At 39.7% G+C, this 18,882-nt stretch carries 17 protein-coding genes; 6 read left to right on the plus strand and 11 right to left on the minus strand.

Annotation, left to right across the window (positions count from 1 at the left end; genetic code table 11):
• The 3 genes from K1X82_05200 to K1X82_05210 all read right to left on the minus strand — a co-directional run.
• On the minus strand, positions 1-219 hold a 219-nt coding region (locus tag K1X82_05200; GenBank protein ID MBX7181487.1), incomplete at its 3' end, for a metallophosphoesterase.
• A 22-nt stretch (positions 220-241) separates the two neighbouring features.
• A complete protein-coding gene (locus tag K1X82_05205; GenBank protein MBX7181488.1) occupies positions 242-1,696 on the minus strand; it encodes a DASS family sodium-coupled anion symporter in 1,455 nt (484 codons plus the stop codon).
• 4 nt (positions 1,697-1,700) lie between these two features.
• A complete protein-coding gene (locus K1X82_05210; GenBank protein MBX7181489.1) occupies positions 1,701-3,065 on the minus strand; it encodes a peptidoglycan synthetase in 1,365 nt (454 codons plus the stop codon).
• Between the two features lie 182 nt (positions 3,066-3,247).
• Here K1X82_05210 and K1X82_05215 point away from each other — a divergent pair, with 182 nt between their 5' ends.
• On the plus strand, positions 3,248-4,498 hold the full coding sequence (locus tag K1X82_05215; GenBank protein ID MBX7181490.1) for a tryptophan 7-halogenase: 1,251 nt from the start codon (positions 3,248-3,250) through the stop codon (positions 4,496-4,498).
• Between the two features lie 36 nt (positions 4,499-4,534).
• Here the strand turns inward: K1X82_05215 and K1X82_05220 are convergent, their stop codons facing one another.
• The 8 genes from K1X82_05220 to rsfS form a co-directional block, all read right to left on the minus strand.
• The gene (locus K1X82_05220) at positions 4,535-6,301 is read right to left on the minus strand and encodes a DUF885 domain-containing protein (protein ID MBX7181491.1); all 1,767 of its coding nucleotides are present in this window, start codon (positions 6,299-6,301) and stop codon (positions 4,535-4,537) included.
• Between the two features lie 33 nt (positions 6,302-6,334).
• On the minus strand, positions 6,335-7,264 hold the full coding sequence (locus tag K1X82_05225; GenBank protein ID MBX7181492.1) for an isoaspartyl peptidase/L-asparaginase: 930 nt from the start codon (positions 7,262-7,264) through the stop codon (positions 6,335-6,337).
• On the minus strand, positions 7,260-8,123 hold the full coding sequence (locus K1X82_05230) for a hydroxymethylglutaryl-CoA lyase (protein MBX7181493.1): 864 nt from the start codon (positions 8,121-8,123) through the stop codon (positions 7,260-7,262). The genes K1X82_05225 and K1X82_05230 overlap by 5 nt, the downstream gene beginning before the upstream one ends.
• Positions 8,116-8,739: an ATP-binding cassette domain-containing protein gene (locus tag K1X82_05235; GenBank protein MBX7181494.1), complete on the minus strand. Its 624-nt coding sequence runs from the start codon at positions 8,737-8,739 to the stop codon at positions 8,116-8,118. Before K1X82_05235 ends, K1X82_05230 begins: the two co-directional genes overlap by 8 nt.
• A 58-nt stretch (positions 8,740-8,797) precedes the next feature.
• Positions 8,798-9,358, minus strand: a complete 561-nt coding sequence (efp, locus tag K1X82_05240; protein ID MBX7181495.1) for an elongation factor P — start codon at positions 9,356-9,358, stop codon at positions 8,798-8,800.
• A gap of 197 nt (positions 9,359-9,555) precedes the next feature.
• Complete coding sequence (locus K1X82_05245; protein ID MBX7181496.1) at positions 9,556-10,476, minus strand: DMT family transporter; 921 nt, start codon at positions 10,474-10,476, stop codon at positions 9,556-9,558.
• 558 nt (positions 10,477-11,034) lie between these two features.
• Positions 11,035-12,999: an ATP-dependent zinc metalloprotease FtsH gene (gene ftsH, locus K1X82_05250; GenBank protein ID MBX7181497.1), complete on the minus strand. Its 1,965-nt coding sequence runs from the start codon at positions 12,997-12,999 to the stop codon at positions 11,035-11,037.
• Positions 13,000-13,047: 48 nt separating this feature from the next.
• The gene (gene rsfS, locus K1X82_05255) at positions 13,048-13,512 is read right to left on the minus strand and encodes a ribosome silencing factor (GenBank protein MBX7181498.1); all 465 of its coding nucleotides are present in this window, start codon (positions 13,510-13,512) and stop codon (positions 13,048-13,050) included.
• 95 nt (positions 13,513-13,607) lie between these two features.
• Between rsfS and K1X82_05260 the strand changes: the two genes are divergently transcribed.
• From K1X82_05260 to K1X82_05280, 5 genes are all read left to right on the plus strand, one after another.
• Positions 13,608-14,363 (plus strand): biotin--[acetyl-CoA-carboxylase] ligase, encoded by a 756-nt coding sequence (locus K1X82_05260; protein ID MBX7181499.1) that lies wholly within the window; start codon positions 13,608-13,610, stop codon positions 14,361-14,363.
• A 54-nt stretch (positions 14,364-14,417) separates the two neighbouring features.
• Positions 14,418-15,242, plus strand: a complete 825-nt coding sequence (locus tag K1X82_05265) for a TonB family protein (protein MBX7181500.1) — start codon at positions 14,418-14,420, stop codon at positions 15,240-15,242.
• Positions 15,243-15,275: 33 nt separating this feature from the next.
• Complete coding sequence (locus K1X82_05270; protein MBX7181501.1) at positions 15,276-15,482, plus strand: hypothetical protein; 207 nt, start codon at positions 15,276-15,278, stop codon at positions 15,480-15,482.
• A gap of 104 nt (positions 15,483-15,586) precedes the next feature.
• Positions 15,587-16,942, plus strand: a complete 1,356-nt coding sequence (locus K1X82_05275; GenBank protein MBX7181502.1) for a 2-oxo acid dehydrogenase subunit E2 — start codon at positions 15,587-15,589, stop codon at positions 16,940-16,942.
• Between the two features lie 23 nt (positions 16,943-16,965).
• Positions 16,966-18,834 (plus strand): ABC-F family ATP-binding cassette domain-containing protein, encoded by a 1,869-nt coding sequence (locus tag K1X82_05280; GenBank protein MBX7181503.1) that lies wholly within the window; start codon positions 16,966-16,968, stop codon positions 18,832-18,834.
• The last annotated feature ends 48 nt before the right edge of the window (positions 18,835-18,882 follow it).

An 18,882-nucleotide genomic window follows, 5' to 3' on the forward strand; every position in this document is an offset into this window, starting at 1 on the left:
CTTGTCAGGTAAGGTTTGGGCTTTTTGAAGAGCTTTTGCCATGCCTTTTGGCGCAACAGATCCCGGTTCAACATGAATGTCGGTCAAGTGTGCTATTCTGAAATTTCGTCTTTTATGCACATGAATGGGAGCATTTAAGGCCAATGCATCACTCCCGCTAATGGCTAAACCTGCACCCAATACCGGAATGGATTTAATAAAATTTCTTCGATTTGACATAAAACAAAAATAATCAAGGATGTTATCCCTTGAAGGTAAGCCAGGAAATTAACGAAATGATTACAATTCCTCCCAAGTCAATTAACCATCCTACTTTCATCATTTCTTTGGTTCGGATAAATCCGGTACCAAAAACGATGGTATTGGGTGCTGTGGCCACCGGTAACATAAACCCAAGCGATGCCGATAAGGTGGCCGGTATCATCAAAACCAAGGGGTCTACTCCCAAAACAGATGCAAGTGGAAGTAATATGGGTAGAACCAATTGTATGCTAGCTACATTGGAAGCAAATTCACTAATTATGGTTACCAAGAGGCATAATCCAATCAACAATAGAATTAAAGATGTGCCTTTGAATACTACCAGTTGGGAGGCTAGCCAATTACTTAAACCTGAAATTTCAAATCCCTTGGAGAGTGCAAATCCACTTCCAAAAAGTAAAATAATATCAAAGGGTAAACCTTTCACATCACTAAATTGGAGTATTGGGCGAAACCTGGAAGAAGTTTCGGAATCTTCACCGCGGTGAAATACCGGTAAAGCCATTAAAACCAAGGAGGCTAACATGGCAACTGTACTATCCTGAACAAAATCTTTGGGAAATAATCGACTCCATCCTTTCCACGAAACAGATGCAATTTCAATGTCTGATCGTGTTAACCATAAAAATGCAGCTGCAAAAAATACCATAGCAACCACTTTTTCCTCCGGACTCCATTTTTCCGGTTCAAGTTTTCTTTCAGAAATTTTGAAATGTTTTACTGCCTCCTTTCGAATAAAAAACAACCACAGAACCCCAAAAGTAAAGCCTAACAAAAGCAAGGAAATTGGAAAACCTAAACTGGACCATTTTAGAAAATCCATTTCCATTTGATTTGGAAAATGTTCATTATAAAAACCCATAAAAACCATGTTGGGTGGGGTTCCGACTAAAGTTGCCATTCCTCCGATGGAAGCTGAATAGGCCAGACCTATTAATAAAGCCGATGGATAACTGCTTTTCCCTCCCGGTTCTAATCCTAAATTACTAACAATTGAAGTAACCGCGGAAAGTAATAGCATGGTGGTGGCGGTGTTGCTTATCCAATTGGAAATCAGGTACGCTGAAAGCATTACTGCTGCTAGTAATCCGGTAGGATTAGACCCGATTTTTCCCATTATCCCGAATGCTATGCGTTTATGTAAGCCTGTTTTTTCAATTGCAAAACCCATGATAAAACCACCAATAAAAAGGAATATTACCTGGTCCATGTATTGGGCTGCAATGATTTTCGAGTCTGCAATTCCCAATAGGGGAAACATAATTATAGGTAAAAAAGAGGTGACCATCAAATGAACCACTTCAACCATCCACCAAGCGGCCATCCAACAGGCTATTCCGGCTGTATAATCTGCTTCAGCCTTTCCTGTAGGTTGAATAATGAAACCAACCAAAACGAATAATATAGGGCCAAGGAAAAGTTTGATGTAATACATCTCCTTAGGATTTTAGTTCGGAAGCAAGTTGCTTGATATCGATGCCATCAAAGGTTCCTGAACTCATCAATAGGAGATTTGAATGGCCATAGTTTTTTGAAATAAGAAAGTCTTTTAATAATTGACTATCGGTAAAAACTTGGAGGTCGGTTCGTTTAAAAGCTTCTTTAACCTGAGCAGGTGTTATGGGCTTTAGCTTTTTATGAGCGATGGTATGTGGATTGAAATAAACCACGGCAATATCGGCTAAATCCATGGAACCGGCATATTCGTTCAAGAAATTCTCATTCAAGGAACTAAAAGTATGAAGTTCCATACAGGCTACCAAGGTGCGATATGGGAATTGGGCTTTTACAGCATCCGTGGTGGCCTTTAACTTGGATGGAGAATGGGCGAAATCACGGTAAACATCCATGGTTTCAGTGCCTCCCATCCATTCCAATCGCCTGGCAGCACCTGTAAATCCTGCAATGGCATTATAGAACTGCTCCTTAGTTAATCCGGCATCCACGCAAGCTAGTCGGGCCGCTTCTAAATTCATTAAATTGTGGTATCCAAAAATTTTTAAACCAACCTTAGCTCCTTCCGGTGTAATAAGGTATGTTTTTCCATCAATAATTTGGTGGGGATGCGCCGAATATGGAAAAACCTGAATCGATGAAAAGTCTTCCTGACAAAGTTGCGCTAAAACCGGGTCGTCCTGGCAAAATGCCAATTTCCCATGGGGTTCTATTAAATGAATAAATTGTCTGAATTGATCCACATAATTATCAAACGTCGGAAATACATTAATATGATCCCAGGCAATTCCGCTGATAATGGCAAAATGTGGTTTGTATAAATGGAACTTGGGCCTTAAATCAATTGGTGAGGTCAGGTATTCGTCACCTTCAAAAACAGCCAGCCTGGAAGTGTTATTTAAACTGACCATGGTATCGAAACCTTGTACTTGTGAACCAACCATGTAGTCGAAATCTACCCTGTTGCTGCGTAAGCAATGCATAATCATGGCAGTAATGCTGGTTTTTCCATGACTTCCACCAACAACTATTCGTTTTTTATCCTTGGTTTGTTCGTATAAATATTCGGGATATGAAAATACCCTTATTCCAAGCTCTAGGGCTTTAATTAATTCCGGGTTGTCTTTTCGGGCATGCATTCCTAAAATGACTTCATCCGGGCCGGCTTCAATTTTCTCCGGGAACCAACCTATTTGTTCCGGTAATAAATCTTTCGCAGCTAATCGGCTTTTGGATGGGTCATTTATTTCATCATCACTGCCGGTAACTTTATATCCTTTTTCATGCAATGCCAAAGCTAGGTTATGCATCGCTGCTCCTCCAATTGCTATAAAATGAATGTGCTTCATATGGCTAAAGTAGAAATGGTTTGTAAATGAAGCTTATTGTAATTTTCAATCTTCCACCCTATGTTTGTTGATAACCCCGGCTTACTTATTTTAAATGATTCTAAATTATGGGTTGCATTCAAAAATCGTGGACTTATCGAAGAATCTAATTTTTTCTTTATGTTATTTTGCTCTTCAGAAGTTTGAATATGCATAAGACCGATATTTTAATCATTGGAGCAGGACCTTCAGGATGTGTTGCTGCCGGAATTTGTAAAAAAGAAGGGTTCAACGTTACGGTGGTAGAAAAGCAAAAATTTCCACGTTTTGTAATTGGAGAAAGTTTACTTCCTCGGTGTATGGAACATCTGGAGGCTGCCGGATTATTGGACGCTGTTAAAGAACAAGGCTATCAACAGAAATTTGGTGCCAAATTCGTTAAGGATGGCAAAGTATGCACCTTTACCTTTGCTGATCAATTTACCGAAGGTTGGAAATGGACCTGGCAAGTTCCTCGCGCTCATTTTGATCAGGTGCTCGCAACAGAAATTGAAAAGCAAGGAATTCCGGTATGGTTCGAACACGGAGTTACGGATATTAAAATCAATGGCACCGATTCTATAACAACGGTGGTAGATAAGGATGGAAACTCTAAAACCATTGAAGCAAAATACATCATTGATGCTAGTGGGTATGGAAGGGTTATTCCAAGGTTGTTCGGTTTAGATAAACCTTCCTCCTTCCCCCCAAGAAAAGCATTGTTCGCACACTTTATAGACCATAAAAGGCCGGAAGGGGAAGATGGATTCCGGATAACCGTTGTAGCTCATAAGGTGGATGTTTGGATTTGGATAATACCATTTTCCAATGGTATAACTTCGGTTGGTTTTGTAGGTGAACCTCACTATTTTAATGACTACCCCGGAAATACCATGGAAGATAAATTAAGAGCCATGTTGGAAAGTGATGTGAATACCAGAGATCGTTTTAGGGATTGTAAACTAGCCCTGGAAACTCAAACAATTGAAGGATATTCCATCGGAAGTACCAAATTCTATGATAAAGGATTTGTATTAACCGGAAATGCAACTGAATTCTTAGATCCGGTGTTCTCTTCCGGTGTAACCTTGGCTACTGAAAGTGGTGCAACAGCAGCTCGTGCCGTATGTAAATTCCTTCAAGGTCAGGAAGTTGACTGGGAAAAGGATTACGTGGAACATTGCCAACAAGGTATCAATACTTTTCGCTCCTACGTTGCAGGATGGTATGATGGAACTTTGCAAGACATTTTCTTTGCATCGAATACTAAACCTGAATTCAAAAATCAAATTTGTTCGGTCCTTGCAGGATACGTTTGGGATACCACCAATCCTTTCGTTAAAAAACATAACAGACTTCTTAAAACCCTATCCGAAGTAATTCGAATAGAAGAAGAAAAGCTTGCTACTGCTTAAGTAAGTATTAACCTAAGTATAAAAAGGGAGAATGTATCATTCTCCCTTTTCCATTTCCATCAATTCCCTCACAAATTTCACTGGTGCTGAACCATAGCTTAAAAACTTTTCATGAAATGCTTTTAAGCTGAAATCTTTTCCTTGCTCCTTTTTTAAATCTTCCCTGAATTCGTAAATCTCACTAAACCCGGTGAAATAACTCGACAATTGTACCTGGGTTAATGTTGCCCTTCTCCATTTACCCTGGGCCTCCGCCTCCTGTTGAAAACCTTGGCGCATCATTAAATCCATAGCATCTTGCTCTGACATATTTAAACAATGAATACCATAGTCCAAAATGGTATTACAGGTGGCCCTCAGGTTCCATTTGTAGTACATTAGCCACATTTCCGGTTCGTTATTTCCATAACCGTTTTCAATCATCATTCGTTCAGTGTATACTGCCCAACCTTCAACCATAGCTCCATTTCCTAAAATGGCCTTTACCAAACTCGGACTTTGATTGCTGTAAACCAATTGGGCATAATGTCCGGGAATAGCCTCGTGTATGTTTAATATTTGGAGTATGTAATCGTTATATTCACGTAAGTAACTTTCTGCTTTTTCTTTCGAATAGGAGGCCAATGAGCCTACATTGTAGTATGTTTTGGCATCTTTGTCATAAGGACCAGGAGCACTGATGGATGCTCCTGCAACCCCTGCCATGTACGCCGGTTCTTTTCGAACTTCTAATGGTTTGGATGGATCCAGGTATAATAAATTTTTATCCTTCACAAATTGGGCTAACTGTGGAATTTGCTTTTCTATGTCCTGCTGGAAATTCTCAGGTTTGCTATGCTTTAATGAAAGTTTGTCTATCATTTGTCGGATGGCAACTAAAGAATCCGTTGGCATTTTTTCCTTTTGAAAATACTTGCTCCACATTTGCGTGGTAAGCTTGTACATTTCTCCATGCAATTCCTTCTTGTGTTGAATGGCAATTTGATAAATTTCTTCTGCTTTATACTTGCTCTGAATGTCGTAAGCAAATTTTTTCTCAAACATTTCTTTTCCAATTCGGAATGATTTGCCTGATTTGGCTAAGCCAGGCTTAACTTCCTTTTCCAACCAGTTGGCATAACCTTCTATGGCTGCCAATGCTAATTTCATCCTGGCTTCAAAAGTGGTGGTTTCTTCGGCTGTAAATTGGGCAACTTTACAACTGTCTAACAAGGCAGAATTAAATAAGCCCATGCTTCCTCTGTTTTGACTTATAGCTAATTCCGTATGCTCCAACGTTGGGTTTTTGAGCTGCTTCTTGGCATTTTCATAATAGGCAGGAACACCGTTAAGCTTTTCTAAAACGCTTTTCATCCGCTGGTTTAATGGAGCATAACTTCCATTAATAATTTCTCCAAAAGCACTACCAACATTGTAATAGCTTGGATCCCATTCATAGGATTTAAACTCTTGCGCATAAAATCCGGTCGACTCCAATTGGTTCTTAATCATAAAGTAATCGGTACGATCTGCCGGACTCAATTGTGCCGGGTCATATTGGTTCAATTTCTCCTGCCAGGATTTTACAAATTCTGCTTCCTTAACTCGGAATGCTTCATCATAGGGTACCAATAAATGATCATATTGGTGATAACCTTGCGAACTGGCCCATGTTGGATACATCTTCCATAAGTCATTAATAAAGTTTTCCTTTAGAATAGCAAAAGCATTGTCAGGACTTGGAACACCTTGCCCTTGGTCATTACCTGAACCTCCGCAAGAGAATAAAAAAATCATAATTGGTAAAAAAAGTGCTTTTTTCATGTGTATAATCAATGTGCAAATAAACTGTTTTCTTTAGTTTGAATCTGAATAAATTAAAACTGTCCGCTTGGTATTATGGGTTACCATTCCTCTGTACATTCCTTCTGAATTAAATACCATGGCGGTATTGCCTTGGCTATCAACACCCACTAAACCGCCTTCCCCACCCAGCTTGACCATTTTGTCTAAAATAACCTTTTCACAGGCTTCTTGTAACCGTAGTCCCTGATATTCTATTAAACATGCTACATCGTATGCTACTACTCCGCGAATGAAAAATTCACCGTGGCCGGTGCAGGAGATTGCAGCACTTCGGTTGTTAGCATAAGTTCCTGCACCAACCATGGGACTATCTCCAACCCTTCCCCAACGTTTGTTGGTCATTCCCCCTGTACTGGTAGAGGCTGCTAAATTTCCATATTGATCCAACGCTACAGCACCAATCGTTCCAAACTTTTTTTCGGTATGGTCTAATTGTATCTTTCCATCGGCTTTTGCCTCCTGCCACTGCTCATAACGAAAGGCGGAATAGAAATACGCATCAGGTTCCATAGCTATTCCATTGATTTTGGCAAATTCCAAAGCTCCTTGTCCGGTTAAAAATACATGTTCCGATTTCTCCATAATTGCCCTGGCAAGTTGTACCGGATTTTTAACATTGGAAATCCCTGCAACCGCTCCTGCTTCTAAGTTGTCACCTCGCATGATACATGCATCCATTTCATGTTTGCCTTCCGCAGTAAATACTGATCCTCGACCCGCATTAAATAACTCACAATCTTCCAGTGAAATAGCCACCTTTTCAACAGCATCTAAAGCAGTTCCTCCTTCACGAAGAATGTTCTCTCCCACTTGTAAGGCCTGGTCCAACGCTTGCTTATAGGCCAATTCTTTTTCGGGCGACATGGCTGCCCTTGTTATGGTGCCGGCTCCACCGTGAATTACTAGCGAAAACATATTAATGGTATTGAGTGAAAATTTCGTTGGCAACAGCCATGGCTTCTCCAAATGCACTGGGATCTAACCAATAAACGGAATCATGGTTGTTAATCCATGAATAGAGGTTCTCTGTTGGCATATTCCCGGTAAGTTTATCCGATGCCATCGGACATCCTCCAAACCCTTTTAAAGCCCCGTCAAATCTCCTAACTCCATTGTTATATGCAGCTTCAACTTTTTCTTCCCATTTATCAGGTGTTGTATGCAAATGGGCTCCGAATTTTACTTTTGGAAATGCCGGTATCAAGGCTTTGAACATGTAGGATATAGATTCCGGTGTAGAACTTCCTATGGTATCAGCAAGGGAAATGTATTCAATTCCCATCTTCGATATCCGTTCTGTCCATTGTAGGGCTATTTCGGTGTTCCAAGGGTCGCCGTAAGGATTTCCAAAAGCCATGGAAATATATACCAATAAATTGCGATTTGCCTTCACTGCCAGGTTTTGAATTTGCTCCAAACGCTGTAAGTTTTCTTCAATAGATGAATTTCCATTGCGTTGCTGGAAAGTTTCAGATATACTAAAGGGTAGGCCTAAATAAGATATTTCTGAATATTGCAGTGCGTCTTTTGCCCCTCTCTCATTGAGAACTATGGACAATAACTCGGTATTGGAGTTGGATAAATCCAAACTATCCAGCACTTCCGCCGTGTCCTGCAATTGGGGAATGGCTTTTGGAGATACAAAACTTCCAAAGTCAAGTATATCAAAACCACATTTAAGCAGCAAATTCAGATAATTGATTTTGGTTTCGGTTGGAATAAATTCCTTAATCCCTTGCATGGCATCACGAGGGCATTCAGTTAGGTAAACCTTATCCATTGTTTTTATAGTTTCGAATATCTATAGTAGTTTTGCAAAAGCCCATTTCCGTAGGGTCAGAATTGGAACTTACAATGAGTATTCTGTTTTTATGATAATCGGCGACCATTCGATTATACCACTGCATTCCTTCAGCATCCAAATTGGAGCATGGCTCATCTAATAATACCACCGGTTTTGTCGATAACAAGGCAAGCCCTAATTTGACACGTTGTTTCATACCCGAAGAAAAAAACTTCAATTGCCTCTCTTTTGCTGCCGCTAAGCCGGTAATTTCCAAAAAATCGTTCAGCGTGCACGACAACGAATGAAATTGATGGGCAAATTGAAAATTCTCTATCAAACTTAATTCTTCAAACAAATCCAAATAGGGAGCGGCAATACTGCAAACCCGGTAATTTTTTTCAGAAGGTATTTCTTCCGATTGATCTACAAATCGAATACTTCCCTCCGAACCGGTTTGACTTCCCAGTATCATTTGTAGTAGGGTGGATTTGCCCGAACCATTGTTGCCCAATATAGCCAAAGATTCCCCGGCCGGTATGGTCCAAGTTAAACCTCTGAAAATCCAGTTCTGGTTATACCGTTTGCCAAGATTTTCAAGAATAATTTCCAAGGATTTCGAAGATAAAAAAAATGCCATGAAAAAGCTTTTTCCATGGCATTCTTAAGTATTATTTTACCCTTTCAACGTATGATCTGTCGCGGGTGTCGATTTTAATTTTTTCCCCTTGGTTAACGAAAAGAGGAATATTGATTTTTGCACCGGTTTCAAGTGTGGCTGGTTTTAAGGTATTGGTTGCCGTATCTCCTTTTAAACCAGGTTCCGTATAGGTAACCTCCAATTCAACAAAAGTGGGTGGCTCAGCCGTAATCGGATTATCACCCTCAAACGAAACTTTTACCATGATTCCTTCTTTCAACAAATCCAAACTTCCTCCCAACAATTCAGCCGGAATGTAAATTTGATCATAAGTCTCAATATCCATTACAACGAAGTTTTCTCCCTCCGAATAAATGTATTGGTACTCTTTGTATTCTACACGAACCACATCTACCGATTCGCCTGCACGAAAACGATTCTCAATCAATTTCCCCGTGCGGATGTTTCGCATTTTTGCTTGGTAGAATGCCCGCAAATTACCTGGGGTGCGGTGTTGGTATTCAAGGATTTGGCAAAGTTCGCCATTGAATCGGATAAACGTTCCTACTCCGATGTCTCCAGTATTAGCCATGGTGTTTTTTATTTTGAGGCCGCGAAGATAGGTTTTATTTTTCTCCTTTTTACCATTTCAACCGATTTCACCTTTTTATCTCCCTATTTATCTTTTCAACTTCATTCCCTCATTCGTGGAAAGCATCATTAGACCAATGCAGATTTGCTTTCGGTATTATTACCTTCTTGCTGTTTCTCTTTCCAAGTTTTCACGGTTTATTTTATTAAAGATGTTTTCTTCCTTGAATATTCCCTGTATTTTAGAAAACCATGAACCACCACCGTTAGAAAAATTAATCCCCCGCCAATCCAAAAACCTGAATTCATTTGCTTATGTTCTTCAAACAACCAAAAGGCTACCAATATTCCATAAACTGGCTCTAAATTCAAGGATAAATTCAAGGTAAAAGGAGATAGTTTGCTTAAACTTCGTAATGAAAGTATTCCGGCCAAAACCGTACAAACTAAACTGAAAAAGGTTAAATAGCCCCAATCTTGAAGGGTTGGATATAGTTTGTCGGTTTGAAAAGTACTTAAATACATGGGCAATAAAGCCAACAAAAAAATACCACCACTCAGCATTTCGTAAAACATAATCCCTTCTGCTGGTAAATCAGGTACTAGTTTTTTGTTTAATATCGACATCAATGCTGCCGTTACAGATGCTAAAATGGCTAATAAAATTCCTACCCCAAATTCAGCCTGAAAATTGAATATCAACACAATACCTAGTGCTACAACCGATCCAAACAATAGCTCGTCCCACCTAAATCGCCTTCCTAACATCACCGGTTCTAACAGGGCAGTGAAAATGGAAGTCGAAGAAAAACAACTCAATGCTACGGTAACATTGCTGTATTTAATTGATCCATAAAATCCAATCCAATGAATTATTAATATACAGCCTACCAAAGCTAATGACTTCATTTGCTTTACATTAGGAATGAAAAAACTGCCTTTTTGCCAAGCTACCAAAGCCAAGGTTGGTACAGTTATTACCAAACGAAATAGGATCAATAATACTTCCGGAAGTTCAATCAGTTTACCTAAAACGCCTGTAAATCCCCATAAAAATATGGACACATGCATGTACACATAGGCCCTACCCAGACTAATTGGAGCAATTTTCGAACTCATTCCCGCAAAGAAAAGAATATTTACTCGGCCTCTGCCTTTACTATTTTATTTTTTATACATGATTTATGGGATTTTTTTTGTCTTTTTAGGCGGGCCCCTTCGCCCACTCCAATAGAAGTGCCGGTAAGGGATTTCCTGCAAGTGGGCTTCAGGTCACGCTTTCGGTTGTAGTCCTCGCAGCACTTGGCTAGCGCCGCGTGCTGCTGTGGGCTACTTACCTCAATCGTTGCCCGAGGTGCAAACCCAATCGGCCCAACTTTTTATAAGCGGTTGTTCCATACCTGAAGGAGCAAGATTAGAGAATACATGCCAAGTGAACCTATTTCAGCCCGGGCAATACAATCAGGTTGGGGCTTGAGTCGGGTAGGGATAGAAGTGGAAAGCCCACAGCCCCGATCCCAATCGGGGCGAGGACTTGAAACGGATAGCCCGGACCTGAGCCGTTCCAAATGCTTTTTTGAAAAACAAATGCAATTGCGAAGGTACCCGCCTAAAAATGTATTTTCAAAATAAAGTACTGAAAAAAAAAGGCCGCCTTTTCAGACAGCCTTTAATTTGTTATTTATTCTCAATTGGAATAGGTTGAGGTTCCGGAGTTTCATCCCAAGGACGTTTGCCGAAAATGTTTTCTAAATCTTCTTTGAAAATAACTTCCTTTTCCAACAGCAATTCAGCCAGTTGTTTCAGTTTGTCTTTGCTGTCATTCAGAATTTTCTTAGTACGTTCATAAGCTTTTTCAATCATCAAACGAACTTCTTCATCAATAGCTTCGGCAGTTTTTTCACTGTAAGGTTTTGAAAAAGAATAATCCGATTGTCCAGAACTATCATAGAAACTCAGGTTACCTATACGTTCGTTTAAACCATAGATACTCACCATGGCATAGGCTTGTTTGGTGATTTTTTCCAAATCACTCAAAGCCCCGGTTGAGATTTTTCCGAAAGTGATTTCTTCAGCAGCTCTACCTCCTAAAGTTGCGCACATTTCGTCTAGCAATTGTTCGGTAGTAGTAATTTGTCTTTCTTCCGGTAAATACCAGGCAGCTCCTAAAGAACGTCCTCTGGGTACAATGGTAACTTTGATGAGGGGAGAGGCATATTGCAACAACCAACTAACCGATGCGTGGCCGGCTTCGTGGTAAGCAATCACTTCTTTTTCTTGTTTGGTAATAATTTTATTTTTCTTTTCCAATCCACCAACTATGCGGTCAACAGCATCTAGGAAATCCTGACGGCCAATGGATTTTTTTCCTTGTCTTGCCGCTATTAAGGCTGCTTCGTTACAAATGTTGGCAATGTCAGCTCCACTAAATCCGGGTGTTTGGCGAGCTAAAAATTCTACATCAACGGTATCGTCTAATTTTAATGGTTTCAGGTGAACTTTGAATATGGCTTGGCGTTCCACTACATCCGGCATGTCCACATAAATTTGGCGGTCAAAACGTCCGGCACGCATCAAAGCTCTATCTAAAATATCGGCACGGTTGGTAGCTGCGAGGATAATAACACCGCTATTGGTTCCAAAGCCATCCATTTCGGTAAGCAATTGGTTCAACGTGTTTTCTCTTTCATCGTTAGCACCGTGTGAAATGCTTTTACCTCTGGCCCTTCCAATGGCATCAATTTCGTCAATAAATATGATACAAGGCGATTTTTCTTTGGCTTGGCGGAATAAGTCTCTTACCCTGGAGGCACCAACACCAACAAACATTTCAACGAAATCGGAACCGGACAAAGAGAAAAAAGGAACTTTAGCTTCACCTGCAACCGCTTTGGCTAACAAGGTTTTTCCGGTACCGGGAGGTCCAACCAATAAAGCACCTTTTGGGATTTTTGCACCAAGTTCGGTATACTTTTGAGGGCTTTTCAGGAAGTCAACAATTTCACGAATTTCCAATTTAGCTTCTTCTAAACCGGCTACATCGTCAAATGTAATATTGACAGTATTATCCTTATCAAACACCTGTGCTTTGGAACGGCCTATGTTAAAAATCTGGGTTCCACCACCCATTCCACCACCCATTCTGCGCATGATAAACACCCACAACAGGACAATCAGGCCCAATGGGATAAGCCAGCTTAAAATGTCTCCACCCCAGTTTTTTCTAGGTTCATATTGAATACTTACACGATCTTGAGGAGGTAAATTGGTTTGGAATTTTTCTAATGCCGAATTGAAAGTTTCTACTGTTCCTATGTTATAGTAATAATGTGGGCCACTGCTGCCATTACCAAGCGATTTGTTGGCTACATCTTTGTATTTGGCTAATTTCAGACGGTCGGGCTTAATATAAATTTCTGCTGTTTCCTTATTCACTACAACAATGTGATCCACATCATGTGGAGCAAGCATTTCGGTAGATAATTTTTTCCAGGTAATTTCTTTTGGACCTTCGGTGAGGGTTATAAACTGAAATCCGAGAAATACAACGGCAACAACGATATAAATCCAATAAAAATTAAATTGGAATTTAGGTTTTTTTGATTTTTGGTCACCGGGACCTTTTCCATTCTTCGTTTCCATAATTGACAAATCCTTTGAACTTGCTAGAACCAAACAGGGTGGTAAACCCTAGTTGGCAGTAGCTTTTTTTGTTGTTTTTCTAATTGTTTTTGGTTTTTCTATTGGTAGGGTAGGGCTTGTTTCTGGTTCGTCGGTATAGTTTACCAATTCAGCATCACCCCATAATTTTTCAAGGTTGTAAAAGCTGCGTTTTTCAGTTTGAAATACATGAACAACTATGTTAACATAATCAATCAATATCCATTCTGCGTTTTGAAACCCTTCCGAATGCCAAGGTTTTTCTCCGGTTAGTTTCCTAACTTCTTCAATCACATTTCCACCAATGGCATCCACTTGAGTGGTACTATCTGCATGACAAATAACGAAGTAATCGCAAACTCCGCTTCCTGTTTTCCTTAAATCTAAACTAATAATTTCTTTTCCTTTTTTATCAGAAATTCCTTTTACGATGGTGGCTAGCAATTTCTCCGTTGGATCAGAGGGCAGAGCCGGTGTTTTTTTCTTTCGAGGCATTAATTTTTCCTTCTAAAAACTTTTTCTTAACTAATTTTATTTTCTTGTCGGAGTAAAAATCCAGACCATTAGGTTTGCAAAATTACAACAAGGGAATGAGCTTTTCACTATTTATTGGTAAAAACAGGATACATCTCACTGAAATCGACTCTACCAACAATTATGCCCTTGAGTGGATGAAAGGGAAAAGACCGCCTGAAGGTAGTTTGGTAACAGCCGAAATTCAATACCAAGGACGTGGACAACGCGGGAATACTTGGCTTTCTAAAGCTGGTTTGAATCTTACGGCAAGCTATATATTATACCCTGTCTTTTTGTCAGCACAAGGGCAGTTTTGGCTGAATAAGGCTCTTTCTTTGGCGGTTGCTGATACCATTCAAAGTATTTTGTCTTCCGAACAGGTTCAAATCAAATGGCCCAATGATATCTTGGTAAGAAAGAAAAAAATCGCTGGGATATTAATCGAAAACCAATTGCAGGGAACTTCTTTGTCTGCCTGTGTTTTTGGAATAGGATTAAATGTCAACCAAACTGATTTTAGCCAATTACCCTTAGCCACTTCATTGGCAAATATCACAGGTTGTACCTATTCTATACAAAACGTAATTGAAGAACTTTCGTCGCAAGTGGAGAAAAGATACCTTCAACTGAAAGCTGCTAACTACCAATTGCTGCAAAAGAATTATTCTGAACGTTTGTTTGGGTTACAGGAGGGGCTATCTCTTGAATTAGACAATAAAGTACACCTGGTTAAAGTTGAAGAAGTGAATGCCTTGGGACAATTAGTGGTAGAGATTGATGGACACTTGCGAACCTTTTCTCATGGTGAGGTAAAAATTATCCTAGATTGAACAATAAAATTGCAAATGCAACGTTGTTGCATCATAACCTAAAAATCTTTTGTTATGATAACCAACAACATTTATTCAGAACCTTGGTGCGACTTGGTTTTTGAAAAGCGAAATCAAGCATATGGAGCTTATCAAATCCGAAAAGTAACTAACCCAAACACCTTTATCAGTTTTTTTGGATCCCTTGCTTTAATTAGTGCATTAATTCTGATTCCCAAATTGTCGGATTACTTTTCTAAACCTGGACTAAGAGAACTGCCGGAGGAGGAAGCAATGGTATTTATTGATCCGGGCATTCTTCTTCCTAAGATGGAGATAGAAGAACCTGAACAACTCCCAAAAACCCAGCCCCAACAGCAAAGAACTATTGCAGATACACCACCGGTAATTGTGGATCAGTCTCAAGAGCAAAATGTACATACGACAGAAGAAAAGGCAAGCCTCGCAACTTCTACTTCCGAAAATCAGGGTTCTGAAACAGGGGCTGAAAAAGGAAAAATAAATGCCGAAATAACAGTAGAAACAAAATCATCTTTTCAAGAACAGCCCCAGCCTCCAATTTTGCGCAAAGGGTATGAACTTACAGAGCAACCAAAATTTATAGGAGGCGAAAAAGGTATGGCTGAATTTTTGCGAAAAAATCTGAAATACCCTGCAATGGAGAAAGAGAACGGAATAGAAGGACTGGTCTATGTTGAATTTGTAGTCTCTGAACAAGGAAAAGTAATGGATGTTAATGTAGTTCGGGCTCCAAGTAAGAACTTCGAAAAAGAAGCATCCAGGGTAGTAAAAATAATGCCTGATTGGATTCCCGGTAAAATGGAAAATACCAATGTTCCTACCAAATTGGTATTACCCATTCGATTTGAATTAAACTAATTATACATTTGTCAACCTGAATACCACCATAAAATGCTTTCTGAACGTCGGTCAAAATATCTTCTTTGGTTTTCTATTTTTATGGTGGTATTTTATGTAGTAACAGGCTTAATTCTCAGTCTAACCTCCATTTATAAATTCGAAAATCAAACTTTGATTGGGGTTGCCCTCATTATTTATGGAATTTTCAGAGCAGCCAGGATTTGGAGTGCTGTTCGCGACAATGCCTATCAGGAGTAATTTTTCAACTCTTCATGTTTTGTTAGTTATTCTTTTCCATCTAACTGGGAAACGGGCTTCATTTTTCCTTAGGTTTGCACCCGTTTATCAAGAATTCCTAACGTATGGCACAGGTAGAAATGATTATGCCTAAAATGGGCGAAAGCGTAGCCGAGGCAACTATTATCAAATGGGCAAAAAAAGAAGGTGATCGGATTGAAGCCGACGAAACCGTTCTTGAAATTGCAACCGACAAAGTAGACAGCGAGGTTCCATCCCCGGCTTCCGGTATATTAATTAAGCAATTATTTCAAGAAGGTGATGTGGTTCAGGTCGGAAAGGTAATTGCCATTATTGGTTCCGAAATGCCTTCAGCTGAGCTATCACCCTCTGAAACACCTGCCGCACAAGAGGCGGCTTCCATTGCCGAAGCAAAAGCCGCAGTTACAGCGCAAACTGCAAGTAGCGAAACCATTGAAAAAGTTTCTACTTCTGGCAAGTTTTATTCTCCATTGGTTAGAAGCATTGCTCAACAAGAAGGGGTATCCATGAGTGAATTGGATTCTATTTCTGGTACAGGTAAAGAAGGAAGAGTAACTAAAAACGATATTTTGGCCTACCTTCCTAACCGAAATAAAACTGCCGCTGTTCAAGCTGTTGCTCCTGCTGCTAAATCAGTTGCCCCATCTGCTGAAACCGTAAAAACTCCTCCAATTGAACCTTCTAAAACCGCTGTTCCTGTAATCCAGGCTCCTGCTGTTTCTGTTGGGGCAGGAGATGAAATCATTGAAATGGATCGCATGCGTAAACTTATTGCCGATCACATGGTAATGAGTAAACATGTTTCTCCGCATGTTACCTCTTTTGTAGAAGTGGATGTAACTTCCATCGTGCAATGGAGAGATAAAGTAAAAGTTGAATTTGAGAAAAGAGAAAAGGAAAAGTTAACGTTTACACCTTTGTTTATTGAGGCAGTTACAAAAGCCATCAAGGATTTCCCAATGGTGAATGTGAGTGTAGATGGTACTAAGATCATTGTTCGAAAAAATATTAATATTGGTATGGCTACCGCCCTACCAAGCGGAAATTTAATTGTTCCGGTTATTAAAAATGCTGATCAGAAAAATTTGGTTGGTATTACTAAAAATGTGAACGACCTTGCTGCAAGAGCAAGAGCTAATAAGTTGCAACCGGATGAAATTCAGGGAGGTACCTTTACCTTAACCAATGTTGGAACATTCGGTAATGTAATGGGAACTCCAATTATTAACCAACCTCAGGTTGCAATTCTGGCTACTGGTGCCATCCGGAAAAAACCGGCTGTAATTGAAACTCCCCAAGGTGATGTTATCGGAATACGCCACTTTATGTTTCTATCATTAAGTTACGACCACCGTGTCGTTGATGGGGCTTTAGGTGGTAGCTTCTTACGCAGAATAGGCGATTACCTCGAACAATTTGATTTTAATAGGGCTATTTAATTGCCTGTGCTTTACTTCTTGAAATGAATCTACTTTCGGTCGAAGGAATCTCCAAAGCCTATGGAGAGAAAATCCTTTTTAAGGATATTAATTTTGGCCTGAATGAGGGACAAAAAGTGGCATTGGTTGCCAGAAACGGGTCGGGTAAAACTACCTTGTTAAATATTCTTTCAGGAAAGGATGAACCCGATGCCGGTAATGTCGTTTTTCGCAGAGGCTTAACCATAGGTTACCTGGATCAAGATCCTCAATTTCCCTCCGGTTTTACGGTTGAAGAGGCTATTTTTCATTCCAACGCCGCTATAATTCAGGCAGTTCGCAAATATGAACATGCCATGGAAACCCAAATTGGCTTGGATGAAGCAATGGCAGAAGTGGATAGGCTTGGTGCTTGGGAAGTGGAATTCACCGTAAAGCAAATCCTTTTTCAATTGGGAATTACCAGGTTGAATCAGTCGGTGGATACACTTTCCGGTGGACAAAGAAAGCGTTTGGCCTTGGCACAGGTTTTAATCGATCAACCCGATTTTCTTATTTTGGATGAACCTACCAACCACTTGGATATTCAAATGATTGAATGGTTGGAAGGTTATGTTAAAGGCAGAAATTTGAGTTTGTTAGTGGTAACCCACGATCGATATTTCCTAGATGCCGTTTGTACCGAAATATTGGAACTGGAAGACCAAGTTTTATATCGTCACAAAGGAAATTATGCCTACTTCCTGGAGAAAAAACAAGAGCGCGAACTATCCAAAGCCAGTGAATTGGAAAAGGCCAGGAATCTCTACTTTAGAGAGTTGGAGTGGATTCGTAAACAACCTAAAGCAAGAGGTACTAAATCCAAATCAAGGGTCGATGCTTTTGAAGGTATTAAAGATAAGGCTACTTCTAAAAGATCTGAAAATTCATTTGAGCTTAATGTGAAAATGAGCCGAATAGGCGGAAGTATCATTGAAATTAAAAAGTTAAATAAGGCTTATGGGGATTTGGAAATTTCCAAAGGCTTTTCTTACACCTTCAAAGCAGGTGATAGAATTGGTATCGTTGGGAAAAATGGTACTGGTAAATCAACTTTCCTAAATATGATTGCCGGAAAGGAAGAACCTGATTCCGGAAAAATAAATGTAGGTGAAACCATTGTTCTAGGGTATTACTCCCAAGGTGGCCTTGAATTGAAAGAAGATAAACGAATGATTGAGGTGGTGAAAGATGTTGCCGATGTGTTGGTTTTGGCCGATGGCTCTAAATTAAACCCTACCCAATTCCTCAAACACTTCGGCTTTAAACCGGAAACACATTATACCTTCGTTTCGAAACTCAGTGGAGGAGAAAAAAGAAGACTCTATTTATTAACCGTCTTAATTAAGAATCCCAATGTCTTAATTTTAGATGAGCCTACCAACGACCTGGATATCCTTACCCTCAATATTTTAGAGGAGTTCTTGGAAAACTTTCAAGGAGTATTGTTAATGGTTAGCCACGACCGCTATTTTATGGATAAATTGGTCGACCACCTGTTTATCTTCGATGGTCATGGTAACATTAAAGATTTCAATGGGAATTATACCGACTTTAGAATGATGCTTGAACAAAAAGAAAAGCAAGATGCTAAAGACAAATTGGCCGAATCTAATCTGAAGGAAAACTCAAACTCAAATACCTCAAAAAAGAAAATTGGATTTAAAGAAAAGTTTGAATTCCAACAATTGGAAAAGGAAATACCGGAACTGGAAGAGAAAAAGAAGCAATTGGAATTGGATTTGCAAGCCTCTGTTTCTGATTATTTAAAAATACAACAACTTGGTGAGCAAATTGCTCAATTGTCTTCTGAATTGGAACTTAAATCCCTTCGTTGGCTTGAATTGGCTGAGTTGGTTGAAGGGGAAAACTAATTTAGAAAAATTTAAAAAATTCTTACTATTTCAGCATGGTATATGCAG

Source organism: Bacteroidia bacterium, from assembly GCA_019695265.1.
In the GTDB taxonomy this organism is placed as follows: Bacteria; Bacteroidota; Bacteroidia; order JAIBAJ01; family JAIBAJ01; genus JAIBAJ01.

What these genes read in the sequence shown, in the direction of transcription:
- efp (MBX7181495.1), bottom strand. Translation starts at nt 9,358, where the DNA reads ATGGCTAATACTGGAGACATCGGAGTAGGAACGTTTATCCGATTCAAT.
- K1X82_05210 (MBX7181489.1), bottom strand. Translation starts at nt 3,065, where the DNA reads ATGAAGCACATTCATTTTATAGCAATTGGAGGAGCAGCGATGCATAAC.
- rsfS (MBX7181498.1), bottom strand. Translation starts at nt 13,512, where the DNA reads ATGCCTCGAAAGAAAAAAACACCGGCTCTGCCCTCTGATCCAACGGAG.
- K1X82_05275 (MBX7181502.1), top strand. Translation starts at nt 15,587, where the DNA reads ATGGCACAGGTAGAAATGATTATGCCTAAAATGGGCGAAAGCGTAGCC.
- K1X82_05205 (MBX7181488.1), bottom strand. Translation starts at nt 1,696, where the DNA reads ATGTATTACATCAAACTTTTCCTTGGCCCTATATTATTCGTTTTGGTT.
- K1X82_05265 (MBX7181500.1), top strand. Translation starts at nt 14,418, where the DNA reads ATGATAACCAACAACATTTATTCAGAACCTTGGTGCGACTTGGTTTTT.
- K1X82_05260 (MBX7181499.1), top strand. Translation starts at nt 13,608, where the DNA reads ATGAGCTTTTCACTATTTATTGGTAAAAACAGGATACATCTCACTGAA.
- K1X82_05280 (MBX7181503.1), top strand. Translation starts at nt 16,966, where the DNA reads ATGAATCTACTTTCGGTCGAAGGAATCTCCAAAGCCTATGGAGAGAAA.
- K1X82_05270 (MBX7181501.1), top strand. Translation starts at nt 15,276, where the DNA reads ATGCTTTCTGAACGTCGGTCAAAATATCTTCTTTGGTTTTCTATTTTT.
- ftsH (MBX7181497.1), bottom strand. Translation starts at nt 12,999, where the DNA reads ATGGAAACGAAGAATGGAAAAGGTCCCGGTGACCAAAAATCAAAAAAA.
- K1X82_05245 (MBX7181496.1), bottom strand. Translation starts at nt 10,476, where the DNA reads ATGAGTTCGAAAATTGCTCCAATTAGTCTGGGTAGGGCCTATGTGTAC.
- K1X82_05220 (MBX7181491.1), bottom strand. Translation starts at nt 6,301, where the DNA reads ATGAAAAAAGCACTTTTTTTACCAATTATGATTTTTTTATTCTCTTGC.
- K1X82_05230 (MBX7181493.1), bottom strand. Translation starts at nt 8,123, where the DNA reads ATGGATAAGGTTTACCTAACTGAATGCCCTCGTGATGCCATGCAAGGG.